The 19,424-nt window shown below is 61.6% G+C and carries 18 protein-coding genes and 1 pseudogene; 9 read left to right on the top strand and 10 right to left on the bottom strand.

Annotated features, from left to right (window positions below):
- Window positions 1–35: 35 nt before the first annotated feature.
- From KXR72_RS01730 to nahK, 3 genes are all read left to right on the top strand, one after another.
- A complete protein-coding gene (locus KXR72_RS01730) occupies window positions 36–1,223 on the top strand; it encodes a porin (RefSeq protein ID WP_437419409.1) in 1,188 nt (395 codons plus the stop codon).
- 219 nt (window positions 1,224–1,442) lie between these two features.
- A complete protein-coding gene (nosP, locus tag KXR72_RS01725) occupies window positions 1,443–2,597 on the top strand; it encodes a nitric oxide-sensing protein NosP (RefSeq protein ID WP_437419408.1) in 1,155 nt (384 codons plus the stop codon).
- Window positions 2,515–5,163 (top strand): hybrid sensor histidine kinase/response regulator NahK/ErcS', encoded by a 2,649-nt coding sequence (gene nahK / locus KXR72_RS01720; protein WP_437419407.1) that lies wholly within the window; start codon window positions 2,515–2,517, stop codon window positions 5,161–5,163. The genes nosP and nahK overlap by 83 nt, the downstream gene beginning before the upstream one ends.
- 550 nt (window positions 5,164–5,713) lie before the next feature.
- On the opposite strand, the gene KXR72_RS01715 is transcribed toward nahK, so the two are convergent.
- The 6 genes from KXR72_RS01715 to KXR72_RS01690 form a co-directional block, all read right to left on the bottom strand.
- On the bottom strand, window positions 5,714–6,379 hold the full coding sequence (locus KXR72_RS01715; protein WP_437419406.1) for a response regulator: 666 nt from the start codon (window positions 6,377–6,379) through the stop codon (window positions 5,714–5,716).
- A gap of 223 nt (window positions 6,380–6,602) precedes the next feature.
- Complete coding sequence (locus KXR72_RS01710) at window positions 6,603–7,394, bottom strand: ABC transporter permease (protein ID WP_437419405.1); 792 nt, start codon at window positions 7,392–7,394, stop codon at window positions 6,603–6,605.
- A gap of 35 nt (window positions 7,395–7,429) precedes the next feature.
- A complete protein-coding gene (locus tag KXR72_RS01705; protein ID WP_437419404.1) occupies window positions 7,430–8,158 on the bottom strand; it encodes an ABC transporter ATP-binding protein in 729 nt (242 codons plus the stop codon).
- Window positions 8,155–9,132: a YVTN family beta-propeller repeat protein gene (locus tag KXR72_RS01700; RefSeq protein ID WP_437419403.1), complete on the bottom strand. Its 978-nt coding sequence runs from the start codon at window positions 9,130–9,132 to the stop codon at window positions 8,155–8,157. Before KXR72_RS01700 ends, KXR72_RS01705 begins: the two co-directional genes overlap by 4 nt.
- 31 nt (window positions 9,133–9,163) lie before the next feature.
- Complete coding sequence (locus KXR72_RS01695) at window positions 9,164–9,646, bottom strand: tetratricopeptide repeat protein (RefSeq protein WP_437419402.1); 483 nt, start codon at window positions 9,644–9,646, stop codon at window positions 9,164–9,166.
- Complete coding sequence (locus tag KXR72_RS01690) at window positions 9,643–10,842, bottom strand: ABC transporter substrate-binding protein (protein ID WP_437419401.1); 1,200 nt, start codon at window positions 10,840–10,842, stop codon at window positions 9,643–9,645. The genes KXR72_RS01695 and KXR72_RS01690 overlap by 4 nt, the downstream gene beginning before the upstream one ends.
- Window positions 10,843–10,995: 153 nt before the next feature.
- Between KXR72_RS01690 and KXR72_RS01685 the strand changes: the two genes are divergently transcribed.
- The 3 genes from KXR72_RS01685 to KXR72_RS01675 all read left to right on the top strand — a co-directional run bounded on the left by KXR72_RS01685 (window position 10,996) and on the right by KXR72_RS01675 (window position 12,952).
- Window positions 10,996–11,433, top strand: coding sequence for a copper-binding protein (locus tag KXR72_RS01685; protein ID WP_437419400.1), 438 nt, complete (start codon window positions 10,996–10,998; stop codon window positions 11,431–11,433).
- 115 nt (window positions 11,434–11,548) lie between these two features.
- On the top strand, window positions 11,549–11,863 hold the full coding sequence (locus KXR72_RS01680) for an EthD family reductase (RefSeq protein WP_437419399.1): 315 nt from the start codon (window positions 11,549–11,551) through the stop codon (window positions 11,861–11,863).
- Window positions 11,864–11,950: 87 nt separating this feature from the next.
- A complete protein-coding gene (locus KXR72_RS01675) occupies window positions 11,951–12,952 on the top strand; it encodes a potassium channel family protein (RefSeq protein ID WP_437419398.1) in 1,002 nt (333 codons plus the stop codon).
- Window positions 12,953–12,959: 7 nt separating this feature from the next.
- Here the strand turns inward: KXR72_RS01675 and KXR72_RS01670 are convergent.
- The 4 genes and pseudogenes from KXR72_RS01670 to KXR72_RS01655 all read right to left on the bottom strand — a co-directional run bounded on the left by KXR72_RS01670 (window position 12,960) and on the right by KXR72_RS01655 (window position 16,123).
- Window positions 12,960–14,276, bottom strand: a pseudogene (locus KXR72_RS01670) (methyl-accepting chemotaxis protein).
- A 143-nt stretch (window positions 14,277–14,419) separates the two neighbouring features.
- A complete protein-coding gene (locus tag KXR72_RS01665) occupies window positions 14,420–14,848 on the bottom strand; it encodes a VOC family protein (protein WP_437419397.1) in 429 nt (142 codons plus the stop codon).
- Between the two features lie 16 nt (window positions 14,849–14,864).
- The gene (locus KXR72_RS01660) at window positions 14,865–15,404 is read right to left on the bottom strand and encodes a DUF421 domain-containing protein (RefSeq protein WP_437419396.1); all 540 of its coding nucleotides are present in this window, start codon (window positions 15,402–15,404) and stop codon (window positions 14,865–14,867) included.
- Window positions 15,405–15,490: 86 nt separating this feature from the next.
- Window positions 15,491–16,123 carry a 3'-5' exonuclease gene (locus KXR72_RS01655; protein ID WP_437419395.1) on the bottom strand — a complete coding sequence of 211 codons (633 nt, stop codon included), beginning with the start codon at window positions 16,121–16,123 and terminating at the stop codon, window positions 15,491–15,493.
- A gap of 255 nt (window positions 16,124–16,378) precedes the next feature.
- Here KXR72_RS01655 and KXR72_RS01650 point away from each other — a divergent pair, with 255 nt between their 5' ends.
- The 3 genes from KXR72_RS01650 (at window position 16,379) to KXR72_RS01640 (ending at window position 19,373) form a co-directional block, all read left to right on the top strand.
- Complete coding sequence (locus KXR72_RS01650; RefSeq protein WP_437419394.1) at window positions 16,379–17,734, top strand: pectate lyase family protein; 1,356 nt, start codon at window positions 16,379–16,381, stop codon at window positions 17,732–17,734.
- A 308-nt stretch (window positions 17,735–18,042) separates the two neighbouring features.
- On the top strand, window positions 18,043–18,480 hold the full coding sequence (pedF, locus tag KXR72_RS01645; protein ID WP_437419393.1) for a cytochrome c-550 PedF: 438 nt from the start codon (window positions 18,043–18,045) through the stop codon (window positions 18,478–18,480).
- Between the two features lie 5 nt (window positions 18,481–18,485).
- Window positions 18,486–19,373, top strand: a complete 888-nt coding sequence (locus KXR72_RS01640; protein ID WP_437419392.1) for a substrate-binding periplasmic protein — start codon at window positions 18,486–18,488, stop codon at window positions 19,371–19,373.
- The last annotated feature ends 51 nt before the right edge of the window (window positions 19,374–19,424 follow it).

Raw genomic sequence — 19,424 nt, 5'->3', positions numbered from 1 at the left:
CACGACTGCCCGTCGTCCCTTCAGCGGAGAACGCCATGCACAACAAGAAGAAAGCCGTAACCACCCTGTTGCCCCTGGCTCTGGCCAGCGCCGTAGCCATGACCCTTAGCCAGTCAGCCTTTGCCGAAATCAAGCTCTACGACAATGACGACACGACCTTTTCGGTGGACGGCTACTTCAACACCTTTTACGTCAGCAGCGATGTCGACCGTGCCGGCGAGCAGTTCGACCGTGACCAGTCCCGCGTGAAGATGGGCTTCCTGCCTAACTACATCGGCTTCAACTTCGCCAAGCAGCTCGATGACCTGAAGGTCGGCGGCCGTTCCTCCTTCTGGGTGACGATCAACGACAGCGACACCAATGGCACCGAGACCGGCATCGACGTACGCCAGTTCTATGGCACTGCGTCTAACGATCAGTGGGGTGAAGTGCTGTTCGGCAAGGACTTCGGCCTTTTCGGGCGCTCCAATATCTTCCTCGACGAGATGCTTGCCGGTTACGGCCAGGTCAGCGACACATTGGGCCTGGTCGATTTCGGTGGCGTTTCCTTCGGCAATATCGGCACGGGTTATCCCTATCCCTTTCCAACGTCGCAGGTCACCTATCGCTCACCGATCATGAGCGGCCTGCGTATCGCAGTCGGCATCATGGACCCGGTCGACACCACCAACGATGCCAGTAGCGCATTGGACGAGGCCTACCAGGACAGCCCGCGTTTCGAGACCGAGGTCACCTACCAGTTCGACGTCGGCGGCGCGCAGATCTACTCTTGGGTCAATGGCATGCAGCAGACCTCCAAGAACACCGACAGCAGTGTCGACGAGGTTGATTCCCAGGGTATTGGCTACGGCATCCAGGCGAAGATGGGTGGCTTTTCGGTAACGGCTTCAGGCTTTCAGGCCGAAGGCATCAACCCGTTCTACACCAACAACGCGGGCGAAGCGCAATTGCGAGACGTGGACAGCGATGGGTACCTGCTGCAGGGCTCCTACACGTTTGGCAAGAACCGCATCGCTCTTTCCACCGGCAAGACAAAAGACGACGGCAACGGCCTGGGCACCGCTGCCGACTACGAAACCCGCGGGATCGCGTACTTCCGCACCATCAATGACAACCTGAAGCTGGTTGCTGAAGTGAACCAGTTCGAACTGACCGGTCGGGACACCGACGCGCTCGACGAAGACACCCGCACGTATGCGATCGGTGCCGCTTTGAGTTTCTAAGCGCGCCGCGCAAGACCAGGGCGGACGCCTCCTCGGAAGTGTCCGCCTTTTTGTTTGAACAGGCAGAAACGCTCCGTAATGCGGTGTTTCGTCGCTTTGCTACCTTGGCACGCCGCCGCCGGTACTGAAGTAGCATTTTCGTACTCAATGCCCTGACCAAGAATGAGGTCATACGACTTGGATAGACGGGGTAGGTGCGTGTTGCAGCAGGAATCCTCAATGGTACGCACAGCGATGTCCGAAGCCCGCAATGCCGAGACCGTCGCCCAAGACCTGGCGCGCCAACTCATTCATCCGCATCTCGGTTTCGTTCTGTTCTTCTGCTCGGCGGAATACGACCTACCCGCGCTCGGCGAAGCGCTGCATCAGTACTTCGGCGGCGTGCGCATGGTCGGCTGCACCTCAGCTGGCGAAATCACCGCACAGGGCTATGGTCGCAGCTGCGTGACTGCGGTGGGTTTCGATCATCGTAGCTTTTCCATCTCCTGCGAGGTCATCGATGAGATGGATCGCTTCAGCCTGATCGACGCGCAGCAGTTGGTCGAGCGCCTGGGCAGTGACTGTCGCAGCAATTCTCTCGCACCTATCAAGGATCACAGCTTCGCACTGACGCTGCTCGACGGTCTTTCAAGCCGGGAAGAGGTCGTACTGTCCGCGCTCAGTGCTGCGTTCGGCAGCATTCCCCACTTCGGCGGCTCCGCCGGGGACGACAACCACCTGACCAATACGCACGTCTACTACGACGGTCAGTTTCGCAGTGGTGCGGCCATCGTCGTGCTGATCAACACCTGGCTGGACTTCGAAGTTTTCACCACGCACCACATCCTGCCGCGCACCGAGAAGCTGGTCATCACTCGCGCCGACAGCCATGCACGGCGCGTCTACGAGCTCAACGCCGAGCCAGCTGCCGAGGAATATGCCCGGCTGATTGGCGTAGAGGTTCGCGACCTTGACCATCGGCTGTTCGCGGCGCATCCGCTGGCCGTGCGTATCAACGAGCATTACTACGTGCGCTCGATCCAGAAGGTCAACGAGGACCTCAGCCTGACGTTCTATTGCGCCGTGGAGAACGGCATCGTTCTGACCGCCATGCGCCCCGGCCCGTTGATGCCCAACCTCGAGGCGCTGTTCGAGCGTCTGGAGCAACGCCTCGGTGCGCCATTGCTGACCATCGGTTGTGACTGCTTTCTGCGGCGGCTGGAGATCGAAGGCAACGGCTCCACCGATGACACCTCAGCTTTTCTCAAGCGCCAGCAGGTGATCGGCTTCAACACCTATGGAGAGCAGTTCAATGGCATGCACATCAACCAGACCTTCACTGGCGTCGCCATCGGCCAGCCAGGCGGGCGCGTTGGAGAACGAAGTGCTCGCTGAGCTGCGCGAGAGGCAAGCCGAACTCGAGCGGGAGAACCACAAGCTCAGGCGCATCAACGCGGCCTTGATCGAACGTATCGAGTCCAGCGCGACCGGGCGAGATGCGTCGTATGCGGCTTTTCAGCATTCGGTCGAATTGGCCGAGCAGGTACGCGAGCGGACCGATGCGCTGAATCAGGCAATGGCGGAACTCAAGGCCAGCAACCGCTTGCTGAGCGATGCCCGGCTGCGTGCAGAAACGGCCCATCAGCATCTGGTAGACGCCATCGAAAGCATCTCCGATGCCTTTGTACTGTTCGACCACGATCAGCGCATCGTCCTGTTCAACAAACGCTTCAAGTCGCTCTGGAGCCGGACGCGCGCTCGCATCAACAGCGGCACGCGCTTGTCCGAGCTCAAGCGGCTGGCCGAGAGCAGCGGAATGATCGCGGAAGAGCATCGTGGCAAGGCGAACGAGCCGACCGTGTATCGGCTGAACAACGGGCGCTGGGTGCAGGTCAGCGAACGTCCGACCCGTGAGGGCGGCCTCGTGATGCTCTACACCGATATCACCGAAGTGAAGGTCAGCGAAACCATGCGTCGCGAGCAGGCGCTGGCGCAGAAGTCCCGCCTATTACAACGTGCGGTCGACAACCTATCGCAGGGCGTCGCGATGGTCAGCGTCGATGGCAGCCTGGAACTGTGGAACGGTCGCTTCCTCGAGCTTTGTGGGCTGGCGCCCATCGAGGCGCATCGTCCGTTCGAAGAGGTGATGGCAGACAGCGAATTGAGGCTACTTACGCCTGATACCTACGATGCAAATGGCCAGCCGCTGACTGAACTCGAGCAGCACTTGTTCGATGGCCGGACGCTTGAAATCCGCACTCATCCGTTGCCCACCGGCGGTTTCGTCAACACCTTCACCGACATTACCGAACGCTACCGTCATGCCGAAGCGCTGCGCGAAAGCGAGCGCTGGATACGCCTTATCACCGACCACGTCCCAGCGCTGATCGCCTACGTATCGGCTGATCTCACCTACGAATTCACTAACAAGGTCTATGAGGAGTGGTATCGCTGGCCGAGCGACGGCATGCTCGGCCAGCCATTGCGCGAAATCCACAGCGGCGAACACTGGCACCAGCTCGAGCCCTACATCGAGCGAGCGTTGTCCGGCGAGAGCGTGAGTTTCGAGATGGCCGAGTGCAACCACTCAGGCCAGCAGCGCTACATGCTGCGTTCCTACGTACCGAACCGGCAAAACTCCGGTGAGGTAGCCGGCATCTTCGTGCTGATTCAGGACATCACTGACCGCCGCCGCACTGCGGAGGCGCTGCACCAGGCCTACCAAAATCTGGAGCAGCGCGTCCGCGAACGTACCGCTGAACTGACCAGCCTCAACGACCAGCTGCTCTGCGAGATCGACGAGCGCGCGCATGCAGAAGCCCGCCTGCGCGAGGCCAAGCGTGAAGCCGAGCTGGCGAACCTGTCCAAAACAAAATTTCTTGCCGCAGTCAGTCACGACCTGCTGCAGCCCCTCAACGCCGCTCGGCTGTTCACATCCGCATTGCTCGAGCAACCTGGCGCGCCGAGCAGCGGGCTGATTCGAAACATCAGCAACTCGTTGGAAGACGTCGAGAATTTGCTCGGCACGCTGGTCGACATCTCCAAACTCGATGCGGGCGTTATCAAACCGGACATTGCCGCCTTTGCGGTCGGGGAGCTGCTGGACAACCTCGCCGCGGAGTTCCGCCAGATTGCCGGTAGCGAGCAACTGCAGCTCGATTTCATTCCCTGTTCAGCGCTGGTACGCAGCGATATCCAACTTCTCGCACGCATTCTGCGTAACCTGCTGACCAATGCGATTCGCTACACGCCTGAAGGCCGGGTGGTGCTGGGGTGCCGGCGACGCCGGCAGAGCCTGTCGATCGAAGTCTGGGATACCGGCGTCGGCATCCCAGAGGACAAGCTTGAAGAGATCTTTCACGAGTTCAAACGCGGCGAAGGCGTGCGGCCGCATCAGGATCGCGGTCTTGGGCTTGGCTTGGCCATCGTCGAGAAAATCGCACGGATTCTTGGGCATCGCATACAGGTCGCGTCAGTGCCTGGGCGGGGCTCGAAATTTGCGATTGAGGTACCTCTGGCCAAGCGCGCTCCCAAAACTGCCGTCGAGCCGACCACCACCGACCTGCTGCTCGAACGCCTGAAAGGCGCGCGCGTCTGGGTGCTCGACAACGACACGTCCATCTGTGCCGGCATGCGCACGCTGCTGGAGGGTTGGGGTTGCCGGGTGGTGACCGCGCTGTCCGAACAGGATCTCGCGGGGCAGGTCGACAACTTTCACGCCGATGCCGATCTGATCATTGCCGACTACCACCTCGACAACGGCTGCACCGGGATCGATGTGGTCGAGACAGTCAACGCACGCCGCGCCAACCCGCTTCCAGCGCTGATGATTACCGCAAATTACAGTAACGAGCTAAAGCAGCAGGTCCGGGAGCTCGGCCACATGCTCATGCACAAGCCGGTACGCCCGATGAAACTCAAGACCGCGATGTGCCACATGATGGAGCACGGGCATTCGTGAGAAACCGCCTCGTGCAGCGGGATCGCGAGCAAGCTTGCTCCTACGAAAAGCCCTAGCCGTGTTGCAACAAAGAGTTCGTCTCAGGCCCATTCCATTCTGTAGGAGCCAGCTTGCTTGCGATCCGGGGCCACACCGAAGCCCCGATCGCGAGCAAGCTCGCTCCTACGAAAAGCACTAGCCTTGGTGCAGCAAAGAGTTCGTCTCAGACCTATCCATTCTGTAGGAGCCAGCTTGCTGGCGATCCGGGGCCGCGCCGAAGCCCCGATCGCGAGCGAGCTCGCTCCCACGAAAAGCCCTAGCCTTGGTGCAGCAACGAGTTCGTCGCCGGCCCATCCCATTCCGTAGGAGCCAGCTTGCTGGCGATCCGGTGCCGCGCCGAAGCCCTGATCGCGAGCGAGCGCGCTCCTTACGAAAAGCCCTAGCCGTGGTGCAGCAAAGAGTTCGTCTCAGACCCATCCCATTCTGTAGGAGCCAGCTTGCTGGCGATCCGGCAGCCACGCCGAGTCCTGATCGCTGTGAAGCTGTCACCCACAAAGCAGTGCGCCGTGAACTACCGGCGCAGATAGGCCGTGAAGTCGATATCGCCTGCCGAGAGGATGGCCTGGACACGGTTGTGCACGTTCAGCTTGCGAAGGATGGCCGAGACGTGGGCTTTGACGGTGGTTTCAGCGATGTCGAGGTTGTAGGCGATCTGTTTGTTCGATTCGCCCTTGGTCATGCGTTCGAGTACCAAGAGCTGTTTGCGGGTCAACGCCTGGAGCAATTCCGGTGGGATGCTCTGCTCGTTGTGCTGGGACTGCCGGGTGCTGGCCTTCTGGCTGCGGATGATGTCTGACGGCAGGTAGACGTTGCCGTTGAGAATCTGCTCGATAGCCTCGGTCATTTGCGCGCGTGGTGAGGACTTGGTGATGAAGCCGCAGGCGCCATAGGTGATGGCTTGCAACACCACCTGCTTGTCCTGTTCGGCGGAGACGATCACCACCGGGATCGTGGGCGCCTCATTGCGCAAATTGATCAGGCCGTTGAGGCCGTGCATGCCGGGCATGTTCAGGTCGAGCAGAACGAGATCGAGGTCGTCGTGCTCGAGCGTCAGACCAAGCGCGCTCTCCAGATCGGCGGTTTCGAGGATTTCACTGCCGGGAAAGCCGTCTCGGATGACGTTATGGATGGCCTCGCGAAACAGCGGATGGTCATCAGCGATCAGTATCTTGTACACAGCCGGTCACCTCATTGTTGTGATTATGCTGGGGCGAATCGGTAGGGCGTCCTTCCGGGGCAGCAAGGGGGCATGAGCGCGGTTTGACGGGGTAGATCAGGCAACTCTACACGGCCAGCCCACCGCGCCTGGTACTTCGGTCGGCCACATTACAGAGCAAAGTGCGCGCTTTTGAAATCCTACGATGGACAAGAAAAGCAGTACCAAAGTAGTAGAGTCACGCTCACGCCGCCCGGCGTAGCGCGGCGTGCTGCGGGTTGAAGCTGAGCACTGACAGCACGCTGAACAACAGCATCAGGCCAATACAAATGCCGAGCGCCGATGGATTCAACCGCTCGTACAGCGCGAAGCGCACCAGTTCCACGGCGTGGGTGAATGGATTGGCGGCGCAAATCCAATACAGCCACTCGCTGGACTCACGCATCTTCCATAGCGGATACAGCGCCGAGGACAGGAAGAACATTGGAAAGATGACGAAATTCATCACGCCGGCGAAGTTCTCTAGCTGGCGGATGCCGTTGGACAACAGCAGCCCCAGTGCGCTGAGCAGCAGCGCGACCACCAGGAGCGCCGGCAGCGCAGCGAGCAGCCCCATCGCTGGTGGCTGTACGCCATAGAGCCAGGCAATGCCGAGAAACGCGTAGACCTGCAGCAGCGAGATCAGCGCCGTTGCCATTAGCTTGCTCGCGAGGAGAAAGCTGCGCGGCAGCGGGCTGGTCAGCAAGACGCGCATGCTGCCCATCTCACGGTCGTACACCATGGACAGCGACCCCTGCATGCCATTGAACAGAAGGATCATGCAGGCCAGCCCGGGCACGATCCAGGTTTCGTAGGTGATGTAGGTGTCGTAGGGCTCGATGATGGCGATACCCAGCGCGGCGCGAAAACCGGCCGCAAAAACGACCAACCATAAAAGCGGCCTGACCAGCGCGCTCAGAAATCGCGAGCGCTGCTGGACGAATCTCAGCCACTCCCGCGCCACGATTGCCCTCAGGCACTCCCAGTAGGCTGTCATGCTTGGCTGCTCCGAAAACGCTGGGCCGCGGCTCATCAGGCGGCGACGGGATTGCAGGTGAGGCGAGTGAAAGTCTGTTCCAGATTGCCGTCAGCGGCGTACAGCTCATCCGCACGGCCCTGGGCAACCAGACGGCCGCGATCGAGGATCAGTAGCGCGTCATCCGCCTGAACCTCATCGAACAGGTGCGTCGTCCAGAGCACGCTCATCCCTTCGGCGTGGCACAGCATGCGGACATGCTCGTTGAGGGCGCGACGGCTGGCGGGATCGAGGCCGGCGCTTGCTTCATCGAGTAGCAGCAGGCTGGGCTTGTGGAGCAGTGCGCGGGCAATTTCCACGCGTCGACGGTGGCCCCCGTTGAGCTCGCGAACCTTGCTCTTGCGGCGATCGAGCAAATACTGGCGTTGCAGCTCCTGAGCGATGCGTTCGTTGGCCAATGTTCGCGGCATTCCGTGCAGCGCGGCGTGGTAGCGAAGGTTCTGTTCCACGGTCAGGTCGAGGTCCAGTGTGCTTTGCTGGAACACCACGCCCAGGCGGCGTAACGCTTCGCGTGGGCGCTCGCGGAGGCTGAACCCGGCGACGCGAATGTCTCCCCGCTGCAGTTCGTAGAGGCGGGTCAGCAGCGCGATCAAGGTCGACTTGCCGGCTCCGTTCGGCCCCAATAACGCCGTGAACCGGCCTGGCGCCGTGCTGAACGAGACGCCTTGAAGGGCCTGCCGGGCGCCGTAGGCGAAACCGAGGTCCTCGACCTCCAGCGTGCTCATGGCGCCACCACCACGCCCCAGGGATAACGGCCCACCTTGATCGACTTGACCACTTTGAGCGAGTCGACGTCGATCACAGAGACATCGCCGCTGACGCCATTGGTGGTCAACAGCTGGCTTTCGTCCAGGTTGAACGCCATGTGCCAGACCCGGCGGCCGACAAGGAGATAGTCGAGCACTTCATAAGTCTTCGCATCGACCACTGCGATGTGGTTGGCCGGACCCAGTGCGACGAAGGCGTACTTGCCGTCGCTGCTGAGCTTGATGCCTACCGGTTGGACCTTGTCAGGGTGCACGCCCTTGATCTTGAAGTTCAGCGTTTTGATGATTTCACGCGTCTGGACATCAACGACGCTGACTGTCCCGCCAATTTCGGAAGAAGCCCAGAGCAGCGTGCTGTCCTTGCTGAACTCGACATGCCGCGGGCGCTGGTCGACCAAGGTGTTGTCGACCAGCTCGTTGGTTGCGGTGTCGATCCAGTGCAGCATATTGGTGGTTTCGCTGGTGTTCACCGCCCACTTTCCATCAGGGCTCACGCCCATGCCTTCTGGCTCAACGCCAACGTCGATCTGCGCCAGCACTTCTTCGTTGTCCACATCGACCACGGTGACCAGTGCATCGTCCTCGTTGGAGATGTACAACCATCGGTTGTTCGGGTGCAGGGCAAACTGCTCGGGGTCCGCGCCGGAAGGCAGTTGCTTGATGATCTTTCGCGTCGCCAGGTCCATGACCTGCACGGTGTCCGAGTCGCTGGCGCAAATGTAGAGCAGCTTATTGTCATGAGACAGCGTCAAGCCGCGCGGGCGCTGGCCGACCTCGAGCGTCTCGACGGTTTCCAGCGTGTCCAGGTTGATCACGCTGATGCTGTCATCCTTTTCGTTGGAGACGTAGGCGGTGGCTGCCAGGGCGGTCGTGCAGGCGAGCGAGGCGGCTAGCGTGGAGGCAATGCAAGTGGCAAGGAGCGATCGGGTCATCGTTGGTTTCTCTTGTTGTTGTGGGTGGCCGTCAGCGGGCCTCGGGAGAGGGGGGCGTTTCAAGCCGCAGCAGGTATTCCTCGGCTTCCGGTTCGCCGTCCTCGGCTGCGCGGTGCAACCAGTGGCGGGCGGCTGCGAGGTCCTGTTTCACGCCACGGCCCTCGGCGAGGGCGGTCCCCCAGTGGTAGCGCGCCAGGCTGACGTAGCTGGCGCTGTCAGGCTGATTCGCGCCGCGCTCCATCAGTGCGGCGGACTTTTTCAAATCCTTCGGGACGCCTGAGCCTGACTCGTACATCTGCGCGAGCCAGATCATCGAATAGACGTCCTCCCAGCGAGCGATGCAGTCTTCGAAGATCTGCCGGGCTGCGTCGAAGTTTCCGGTTTTGGCGGTCACATAGCCGTACAGGCATTTGATGCGCTTGGGGCTGTCGATGTAGGCGTCGTAACCCAGCTCGCTCGCGTCTGTCGTAAACGCCAACGGAGCGAGGAGCAGCGCGGTGGCGAGGCGGTTCACGGTGTCGCCTCGCTCAGTCGGCAGGTCGTTTCGGGGCGGTCGAAGCCCAGCGTATCGAGCTCGCTGGTCGGGTGAAGGAAGCCTTCTTGCGGCGAGTTGCTCACCAGCCCGCGCGGATGCACCAGCGGGATGGGTTGGCGCAGCTGGCCGTTCCAGGAGCGGAATGTGAGCTTGCGGCCTTTGAATCCGTCGATCGGCAGGGAGTCGTTGAGTGATAGCTCGCGGATCGCCCGAGGCGCGTCTGAGCCAAGCTTGGTAATCGCCGTGGCCAAGCTGCGCACGCCGATCCAGGCGGCGAAGTCGCGGTCGTTCATCCAGCGGTTGGCGTGCGCCTCGAAACGCTTTTGCAGCTGCGCCGCGCCATAGGTTTCGACCGTCTTGTGCCAGCCAGTGGGCATCAAGCCCTGGGTGCCAGCGACGGGGCGCGGCAGCCAGGTCTGGTACGGCACGTATTCGCCGAAGTCGCCTCGTTCGTCCGCGACCACAACCACGTCGTATTCGTCGGCCTGGGTAAACAGCGGCATCTCGGCCTGCGCCGTGCGGCGCTGGTCGGTATCGAAGGTCCAGGGCTTTTCCTCGACGATCGTGTGACCGAAGCGCTTGGCCGCGCGCTTGAGTGCAACGGCGTAGGCCTGATCGCCTTCCGTCGGCCCGCTGATGAGTAGCCAGCGATTCCAACGTCGTACGGCGAGAAACTGCGCCAGCGCGTCGGCCAGCATGCTGCGGCTGGGCAGCGTGTGCAGCACGTTGGGCAGGCAGCGCGCTGTGCGAAGGCTGTCGTCCGGGCTGCCAGCGTTAATCAGGAGGCTATCGGGCATCGCCTCGGCCAGCTGCCGAAGACTCGTGCCCGGTGCGTTGACGATGAACAATCGCATGCCTTCGGCATGCAGTGCACCGGCGGCCTTGAGCAGCGCTTCGGGTGTCTCGCCTTCGACGCTTTGCAGGCTGTAGCTGTGCTTGAGGAAACGCCCGGTCGTGTTGCTGTCAGCGATGGCCAACTCCGCGCCCCGCAGGCCGGCGTCGGTCGGCTCAGGTATGACGTTCGACAGCAGCGGGCCGGCGTCGGGTCGATAGGCCAGGTAACCGATGCGCACCGCCAGCCCTTCAGGCGCGGCGCTGGCAATGCTGGCGCAGCAGACGAGGGCGATAAGGCAGCCGGTGCGGACTAACCCGGCACATGAGAGAAGAGGGCGCATGGACGACTCCTATGGCGTTGCGGCCAGCATAGGAACCATGGCGGAGCGGGGAAATATGCAGAAAGTACCAGTGGCTGTGTACCAAGGTAGTAAACCGGTGCGCGGCTGCGCCTCCTAGCATAGGGCCGTCCATAACAAGAACGAGCGACCGCCATGCCTCCCTACAAGACCCTTGCCTTGAACCTTCTGTTGATCGGCAGCCTGATCGGCTTCGACCAGGTCCTTGCTGCCGGCGACATGACCCGGCGCACCCAGCCCTTGCCGGACCTCAAGTTCGGTTCGCAGAAGAGCGACTACTCGGTATCACAGAAGGAATATCAGCTTGAGACGGGCGTGGCCTACCAGCTCAAGGTGATCGCCGACGGACAGAAGGAATGCGCGTTCCAGGCGCCGGAGTTCGCCAACGCAATTTACTTGCGCAAGGTCGAAGCAGGGGGCGTGGAGATAAAGGCGGTGACGCTCGTCGAGCTTGAATTCGAAGAGGCGGGCGAGGCGGAAATCTTCTTTCTGCCGATCAAGCCCGGACGCTTTCCCTTCTACTGCAAGGGGCTGCAAAACAAGGGCATGGAAGGCGCGTTCGTGATCAAGTGATGCCCGTGCACGAACGTGACCCACGCGCGCCCCGTTCCGCTGTGCCATAGTCCAGGCCCGTCCATTTAGCCCAGCCCGTCCAGGCCGATGCGCGGCCGGCGGCCAAGGAGCCAGCATGATCAAAGTCAGCGTGATGTACCCCAACACGCCCGGGGCACGATTCGATCACGAGTACTACCGCGACACCCATTTGCCATTGCTCAAAGCACGCATGGGCGATGCCTGTCTCTACTACACCATTGACCGTGCCTTGACCGCTGCGCCCGATGTACCAGCCCCCTACATTGCGATGTGCCATATCTTCTGCGAGTCGCTGGACGCGTTCCAGGCCGCTTTTGCGCCGCACGCCGAGGAAATCGTTGCCGACATCCCGAACTACACCGACCTGACCCCGATTCGCCAGATCAGCGAGGTGGTGGTCGGGCACTAAGCACACCGGTACCGGCTGCCGGGCTGGCTGAACTCTGCTGGCCGGTTCCCTGCCTTAACAGGGAATCCTTGGGCCATATGGCAGCTTATGTTTCTTTTTTCGTTGGGCGTCTTGCTGTTTCTGCTGGTCGCCACAGACATCACCAAAACCACACTTTCCACGCGCGGCGGCGGCACGCTGACAAACCTGACGGCAAGGCTAGTCTGGCGTGTGTTTTTCGTAGCGGCAAAACGGCGCGGCGCGTCGAAGCTGCTCGAATACGCTGGGCAGGTCGTACTGCTTTCGGTTCTTCTGGCCTGGATTGCGACGCTATGGCTGAGTCTGTTCTTCCTGCTCGCGTCCAGCCATGGCTCCGTAGTCGACGACACGACTGGCGTTGCGGCCGACTTGTGGGAAACGTTCTATTACGCGGGCTTCACGCTTTCGACACTGGGCGTGGGGGACTACGCCGCAGCGGGCGACGGTTGGCGGGTGCTGACCAGTGCAGCGGCGTTCTGCGGGTTGACTTTCATCACGGCCGCGATCACCTACATCGTGCCGGTGCTCTCGGCGGTAAGCCTGCAGAACCAGCTCAGCCTGTTCATCACGAGCATGGGCGGGACGCCTCAGGCGATCTTGGTGAACAGCTGGAACGGGCGCGATTTCTCGTCGTTCTATGACAACGCGACCGATCTGCGACAGATGCTGGTCGAGCACACGCTCAACCACCATGCGTACCCGGTCATCCGCTGCTTTCACAACAGCCATGCCGGCAAGAACGTGATACCGGCGATCGCGATGATCGACGAAGCACTGCGGCTGCTCGACCGGGTCGCGCCGGCGGTGCCGCAAGACGGGCTCAAGCGCCGGATGCTTCGCTCGGCGTTGGACAAGCACCTCGAACTGCATCGCTCGGCTTATCTGGCCAAGCAGCAACCCAGCATGGCGCCGCCGTCGGTTTCCCTGGATGCGTTACGCGAGGCGGGTATTCCGATCGTGGCGAGCGGCCCATCCCGGGAAGAAGAGGCACGTCGTGCACTGCTCGGTGCGCTGCTGGAAGCTGACGGTTGGCAATGGCGCGACGTCTACGGCGACGACCGCACCGATTGAGCCGCCGTCAGCTATGCAACTGACTGGCGAACTGGCCGACCGCGCTCACGACGCGCTGGGCGCCATCCTGGATCTCGACAATGACTGCACCGGCCTGGCTGGCGAGTTCCAGCCCGCTTTCGGCCTGGCTGCGGCTAGTCGACATGCTGCGCACGGCGGCTTGAGCCAAGTCCTGGTTCTTGCCAACGACCCCGACGATTTCCTCCGCCGCCTTGCTGCTCCGAGCGGCAAGCTGCCGGACTTCGTCAGCCACGACCGCGAAGCCGCGACCCTGGTCGCCAGCGCGGGCGGCTTCGATCGCCGCGTTCAGGGCCAGCAGGTTGGTCTGGTCGGCGATGTCGCTGATGGTCTTGAGGATCGAGCTGATCAGCTGAGACTGCTTGTCCAGCGCTTCGATGCCGTCCGACGCATCCTGCATCTGGTCGGCGATACGGCGCATGACTTCGACCGTCTGCTGGACGACTTGCGCGCCGCGCTGGGCACTCAGGTCGGTTTGCTGAGAGGTGCTGTAAGCGATGGTCGCGGCGTCTGACACGGCCAGTTCGCGGTTGACCTGCTCAGTGATGACCGTGGCAAATTTGATCACCTTGTAGAGCTTGCCGTAGACATCGTGAACGGGGTTGTAGGAGGCCTCCAGCCACACGAGCTGGCCGTGCGAGTCGACACGCTTGAAGCGATCGACGACAAACTCGCCGCGGTTCAGGCGCGCCCAGAACTCACGGTACGACGGTGATTCGGTCTCATCCCGCTCGCAGAACATGCGGTGATGCTTGCCCTTGATCTGCTCCAGGCGATACCCCATGCCGTCGAGGAACTGCTGGTTGGCGGTCAGCACGTGGCCATCGAGGTCGAATTCGATGACGGCGGTAGAACGCTTCAGGGCGCTGATCACGCTTTCATGCTCGCGCGAGGTGGCAATGGTGCGGGTCAGGTTGTTGGCGCACAGCGTGTACTGACGCAACGTGCCGTCGGCATGCTTGATCGGCTGCCAAATCGAACGTAACTAGGCCTCTTTGCCGTTGGCCTGCAACACGCGAAACGCACCGCTGATGTGTTCGCCACGCGGCATCGCGTTTTTCAGGCTGGTGTAGTTGGGCTCTTTCTTGAATTCATCGGAAAAGAAACTGTCCAGCGACCGGCCCACGAGATCTTCGAGGCGGTAGCCCATTTCGCTGAGGAAACTCGGGTTGGGGTGCTGTATTCGACCTTGGGTGTCGATTTCCAACACCATCATTTCCCGATACAGGGATTCCTTGATCTGACGATTGGTCGCGACTTCCTCGCGAAGCTCCGCCAGCTCCTGCTTCAGCTTCTTGTTGAACATGGTTCGTACCCGATGAATGGAAGAGCAGTCCGCTCCCTCCGTTTTTCGGCGAAACGAAACCGTTCTTAAATGCCGTTCATCGCCAAGCGCCGCTGACAGTGTTGACACGCCGGTCAACACTGAAGTTGTGGTGTGGTTGGCTGTTAATCGCGTTTCGTATCAATGCAGGTGCCGGCCGGGCCCGGCACCTCGTAAGGCTCGCCGACAAATTCGATCAGGCAGAAGCCGTTGCCGAAGGGGTCGGCGAAAGTAGCCAGCTTGCCCCACCCGAACGTGCGTATCGGGGTTTCCTGCGTGGCGCCTGCCGTCACGGCACGCGCGGCGGCCGAACCGATATCCTGCACCACGAAATCAGGGTGAATGGGCGTCCAGTGTCGGGCCCAAGGGTCGGGGTTTGCCGCTACGGCATCATGTGCGTCCCGCTCGATCAGGTAGAGGCGGCACCGGGCGCCGAGCAGCTCTGCCGCGCTACCGTCGAAAAGGGTGCGGCTCAGGCGCAGGCCAAGCGCCGCCTCGTAGAAATGGATGCCGCGCTTCAGGTCGGCTACGTCGATATTCAGCAAGACGTCCATGGGCTCACCGCGTGCGTCAGACCTGAATGTCGCGGGGGCCGGGTGTCGTCACGCCGGCAAGGCTGGAGCGGCTGTCAGCCGATCCAGCCTTCACCACGCTGAAGCTGCCGTCGGTTTCGAGAATGACCGCCTCGACCTCGTCCAGCGCCGATAGGCCGCTCGAACGGATGGCTGAGTGCACTTCATCCTCTGTCACCCGCGCGGCGCGCATGGCGCTCTGCAGCATCGAGCCCTGGTAGAGCAGCAGTGCCGGCTCCCCCGTGACGACCTTGCGCACCCAGCTGACACGCACGCTTGTCCAGGTCACCAGGTATTGCAGGCCGATGAGCAGCGCCAACGCGAGGGTGCCTTCGGCGAGCGATACGTCGCGGTTCAGCAGAATGGTGGCGAAGGTCGAGCCCAACGCCACGGTGACGATCAGATCGAAGGCGTTCATCTTCGACAGGGTCCGACGTCCTGACAGGCGCAGCAGCACGATCAAGTTGATGTACGCCAGCACGCCGACGACCAAGGTGCGGACCAGTGTTGACCAGCCGCTGAAAAACATACCTTCCACGCTCACCTCCCGAATTCATCTACTGGGTAGACGCCCGCACGGGCGAGGGGTTGCAGGTTTGGCGAGCCTTCCAATACGCGGTTCGGTCAGGGCGCCGGCATGATTCGGTCAGCGAGCAGCCGCTCCGGGTCGTCCCCTAAAGCCAGGAACACAAGCAGCGCCGCATACGCATCGTTCGCGGCGTAGCGACGTTGAGCCTCGCTCAGTACAGGATTGGCCCAATTCGACGTGGAAACACTGCGCGACTTGCTGACTCGCGCACCGAGCACGCCCGCCACGGCGCTACGCAGGCCGACCTGGCCCTTTTTGCCCTCGTAGCGAAGCGTGGTGCCCAGGTCGATGAAAGGCTTGAGGTCAATCCCGAGCCGGTTACGCAGGCGTGACCGATCCGAGCCGAGGCCGAACCCGATCTTCAGGACCTCCGGCGACTCCAGCACAGTGCGCGCCGCCTCGATGCTGCCGTCGGTGCCTACCTGAAAGAGATACGCCGTCTCAGGCGTGGCGAGCTGGATCAGGTGCGGCCCGGTCGTGAGCTCTCCGGGGCGGAAGGTCGGCTTGGATTCGGTATCGAAACCGACGTGACGCCACGCCATGAGCGCTTCCACGGCAGCGGTCAGGCTGGCCGGGGTTTCCGGGATGACGATTCGTTCGCTCGGCAAGCCGTCCAGGCGGGGCAGGGTGTCCATATCAGCGATCAGGGGTATGCGGATCAGGGGCATCGGGGCACTCGAATGGTGGCCGATCGGACGGCCTTGGCGCTGTAGCCTAGCCGGGTTTCGCAATGAATTCCCGTCTGGTTTGCTTGCTGTCGCATCACCTTTCGTCGGTTAACCACAGTGAGAAAGGTATGACGTCATATGTATCCTTGACCCCGCTCAAGTGCCGCCTAGACTCGGATTGGCCTCATATCCAGCTTTTCTAGCGGAAAGGTGGATTGTGAGGTATGACAACAATCCAAGAATAAGGATAAGAACATGCGAAAGGTTGTATCGGCTATCGCGCTGTCGGCGGGTGTCGGGCTCGTCCCGATGGGTGTCACTGCGGCTTCGGTCGCGCATTTCGGTGGCGGGCACGGCAAGGTGCCGCTGGAGCGCCAAACGCTGCCTGCGCGTGACGGTTTTGCTTCTATGGGCGCCGGTACGACCGGGGGCGCCAATGCTCGGCCAGAACGCGTCTACGACGTTACGACGCGCGCACAAATGAAGGCCGCGCTCGACGAGGCGGGCGATCAGCCCAAGATCATCCGCGTACACGGCACGCTCTTGGGTAACGCCGACGAGGCCGGCAATCCGTTGTCGTGTGACGACTATGCGCGAGGCACCGGCTACAGCCTTGACCAATACCTCGCCACATACGACCCGGCCGTCTGGGGCTGGGACACCGAACCTACCGGCCCGCTGGAAGAGGCCCGTCGGCAAGCGGCGTTGAATCAGCGAAATGTGATGCTGCTGCAGGTACCCAGCAATACCACCATCATCGGTGCGAATCCCGAGGCCAGCTTGATTGGCCTTTCGTTGCGCATAGACGGGGCGCACAACGTGATCGTGCGAAATTTGAATCACAAGGCCGTCAGCGACTGTTTTCCGCAGTGGGACCCGACCGATGGTTCGGCCGGCAATTGGAACAGCGAATACGACATGGTGCAGATCATCAACGGATCGACCCATGTCTGGATCGATCACAACTACTACACCGACGCACCGGATTACGACGATATGGCCCCGTCCTACTTCGGCAGGCCGTTCCAACAGCACGACGGCTCGGTGGATATCACCTATGGCTCGGATCTGGTGACGGTCTCCTACAACCGCTTCGAGAACCGCGACAAACTGATGCTGATCGGCTCCACCGACTCTACGGCGGCAGGCGACCCCGGCAAGCTGCGCGTCACTATTCACCACAACGAATTCGTCAATATCGGTCAACGTGCGCCTCGGCTGCGCTGGGGCCAAGCGGATGTCTACAACAATCATTTCATTCGTAACGATAATGCTCGGGTGTCATTCGGCTATGTCTTTGGGGTGGGCTACGAATCGCACATCTGGGCCGAGGCTAATGCCTTCACGTTGAGCCCTGCGGCCAAGCCTGAGCGGATCATCAAGTACTGGAAGGGCCAGGCGATTACCACGCGAGACAACATCATCAATCGGCGCAAGGTGGACCTGCTGGCGCTCTACAACGCCAATGCTGCCGAAGAGGCGCAACTGGTCACCGACACGTCTTGGCAGCCGACGCTGCGTACGCGGGTGCATCCGGCTCAGGCGATTCCAGGGCTGCTCAAGCGCCGGGTCGGCCCGGTGTTATCGCTCGACAAACCCGGCCGGCACTGACCGGGCGAGCGCGCCGGGCCGAGGCAGGTTCGGCGCGCCATCGCGCGGCTATCTACCTCTCGCCATCGGCAGTCGTACGGTCGGTCGCGCTGGACAGGGCAGCTGCCCTGGCGGGCACTTGCGAATCACTGCAGGCCGCCGCTTTGCTTCCTGAGTGCCGCGCGACGCGCCAACCGGCCCTACTACCAAGGAACGAGATTCCGACAACCAAAGCAGGATTCTGCCGGCCCGGCGTCGGCTACAAGATGCCCACCATGCGCTCCGACTGGGGCTGCCTTGCTCAGTACTCAAAAACAATGGTGGTCGTCATGAACAATAAAATCGCACTGCGCACGTTCTTCGCTGCAGGTCTGCTGGGCTTTGCCGGCCTGGCCCTGGCCCACGGGGACGTTACGCCACAGAAGGTCGAAACCAAGGGCCTGACGCCGCTGGGCGAGGAGTGGGTCGATGAAAATCCTTATCGGGCGCCCAGTGAGGATCATGACAAAGCGGTCGCAATCGGCTCCTCGGCCTACAACCAGAACTGCGCACGCTGCCATGGCCTCGAGGCCATTTCCGGCGGGATTGCGCCTGACCTGCGCGAGCTCGAAGCCAGCTACGACGGTGACGAGTGGTACAAGGAACGCGTGATCAACGGTGCAGTGCGCGACGGCGCGGTGTACATGCCGCGCATGGCTGATTACCTCAGCCAGGAAGCGCTCTGGGCTATCCGTACCTATATCGAAAGCGAAGCGGCCAAGCGGTGATCGCAATGCGCCAGTTGTTCGCAGGTCTGTGCCTGCTACTGACTTGCGCGGTAGCCCAGGCGGATATCGTGAAGGTTCGTGCGTATGACGACATCATCGACTCGGGCGTGCTCAAGGTCGCGATGTACGAGAACTTTCCACCGTACAGTTTCATCGCCGATGGGGAGCCGCGCGGAGTTGACGTCGAGCTGGCGAACGAGCTTGCCAAGCGCCTGCAATTGAAGGTGGAGGTCCTCTGGATCACGCCCGACGAAACCCTCGACGACGACTTGCGCAACTTCATCTGGAAGGGCCATTACCTGCGGCCGAACGTGCTGGCCGACGTGATGATGCGCGTCCCGTACGACCGCGAATTTGCCTACAAGCAGAACGAGATGGGCGAGTTGATCAACGAGCTGGTGGTGATGTTCGGCCCCTACCAGCGTGAGCGCTGGCAGTCAGCCTATGACGATCGACGCGTGACGGACCTGTCCAGCGTTGGAATCCTGCGGTATCACCCGGTGGGTGTGGAAGTCGAAAGCGTGCCGTCGTTCTACCTGTCTTCAGTATTCAACGGCAGCATCTCGAAGATGCTCCACCATTACCCGACCGCCCAGGCCGCTTTCGTCGCCATGCAAACGGGCGAGGTCGATGCAACCATGGCCATGCGTGGCGAGATCGACTGGATGTTGCACGAGGCGCGCGACAGCCACCTCAAGCTTGGCGAAAACGCCTACCCCAACATGGGCAGGCAGGCTTGGGATCTGGGCATGGCCGTCCATCAATCCAATCGCCAACTGGCCTACGCACTTGAAGGCGAATTGGAAAGCCTGATTCGGGACGGTGACGTCGAGCGGCTGTACGGGCGTTACGGCCTGCGCTACGAACTGCCAGAGCTGTACGAGGCACAGTAGGGCGAGCCCGCAACCCAGCGCCGCGAGACGTTAAGGGCTGGCGAAGCTCCG

Source organism: Stutzerimonas chloritidismutans (genome assembly GCF_051486945.1).
Taxonomy (GTDB): domain Bacteria; phylum Pseudomonadota; class Gammaproteobacteria; order Pseudomonadales; family Pseudomonadaceae; genus Stutzerimonas; species Stutzerimonas chloritidismutans_B.
Note: the sequence above shows the minus strand (reverse complement) of the source record. Positions and strands in the feature narration are given on the sequence as shown.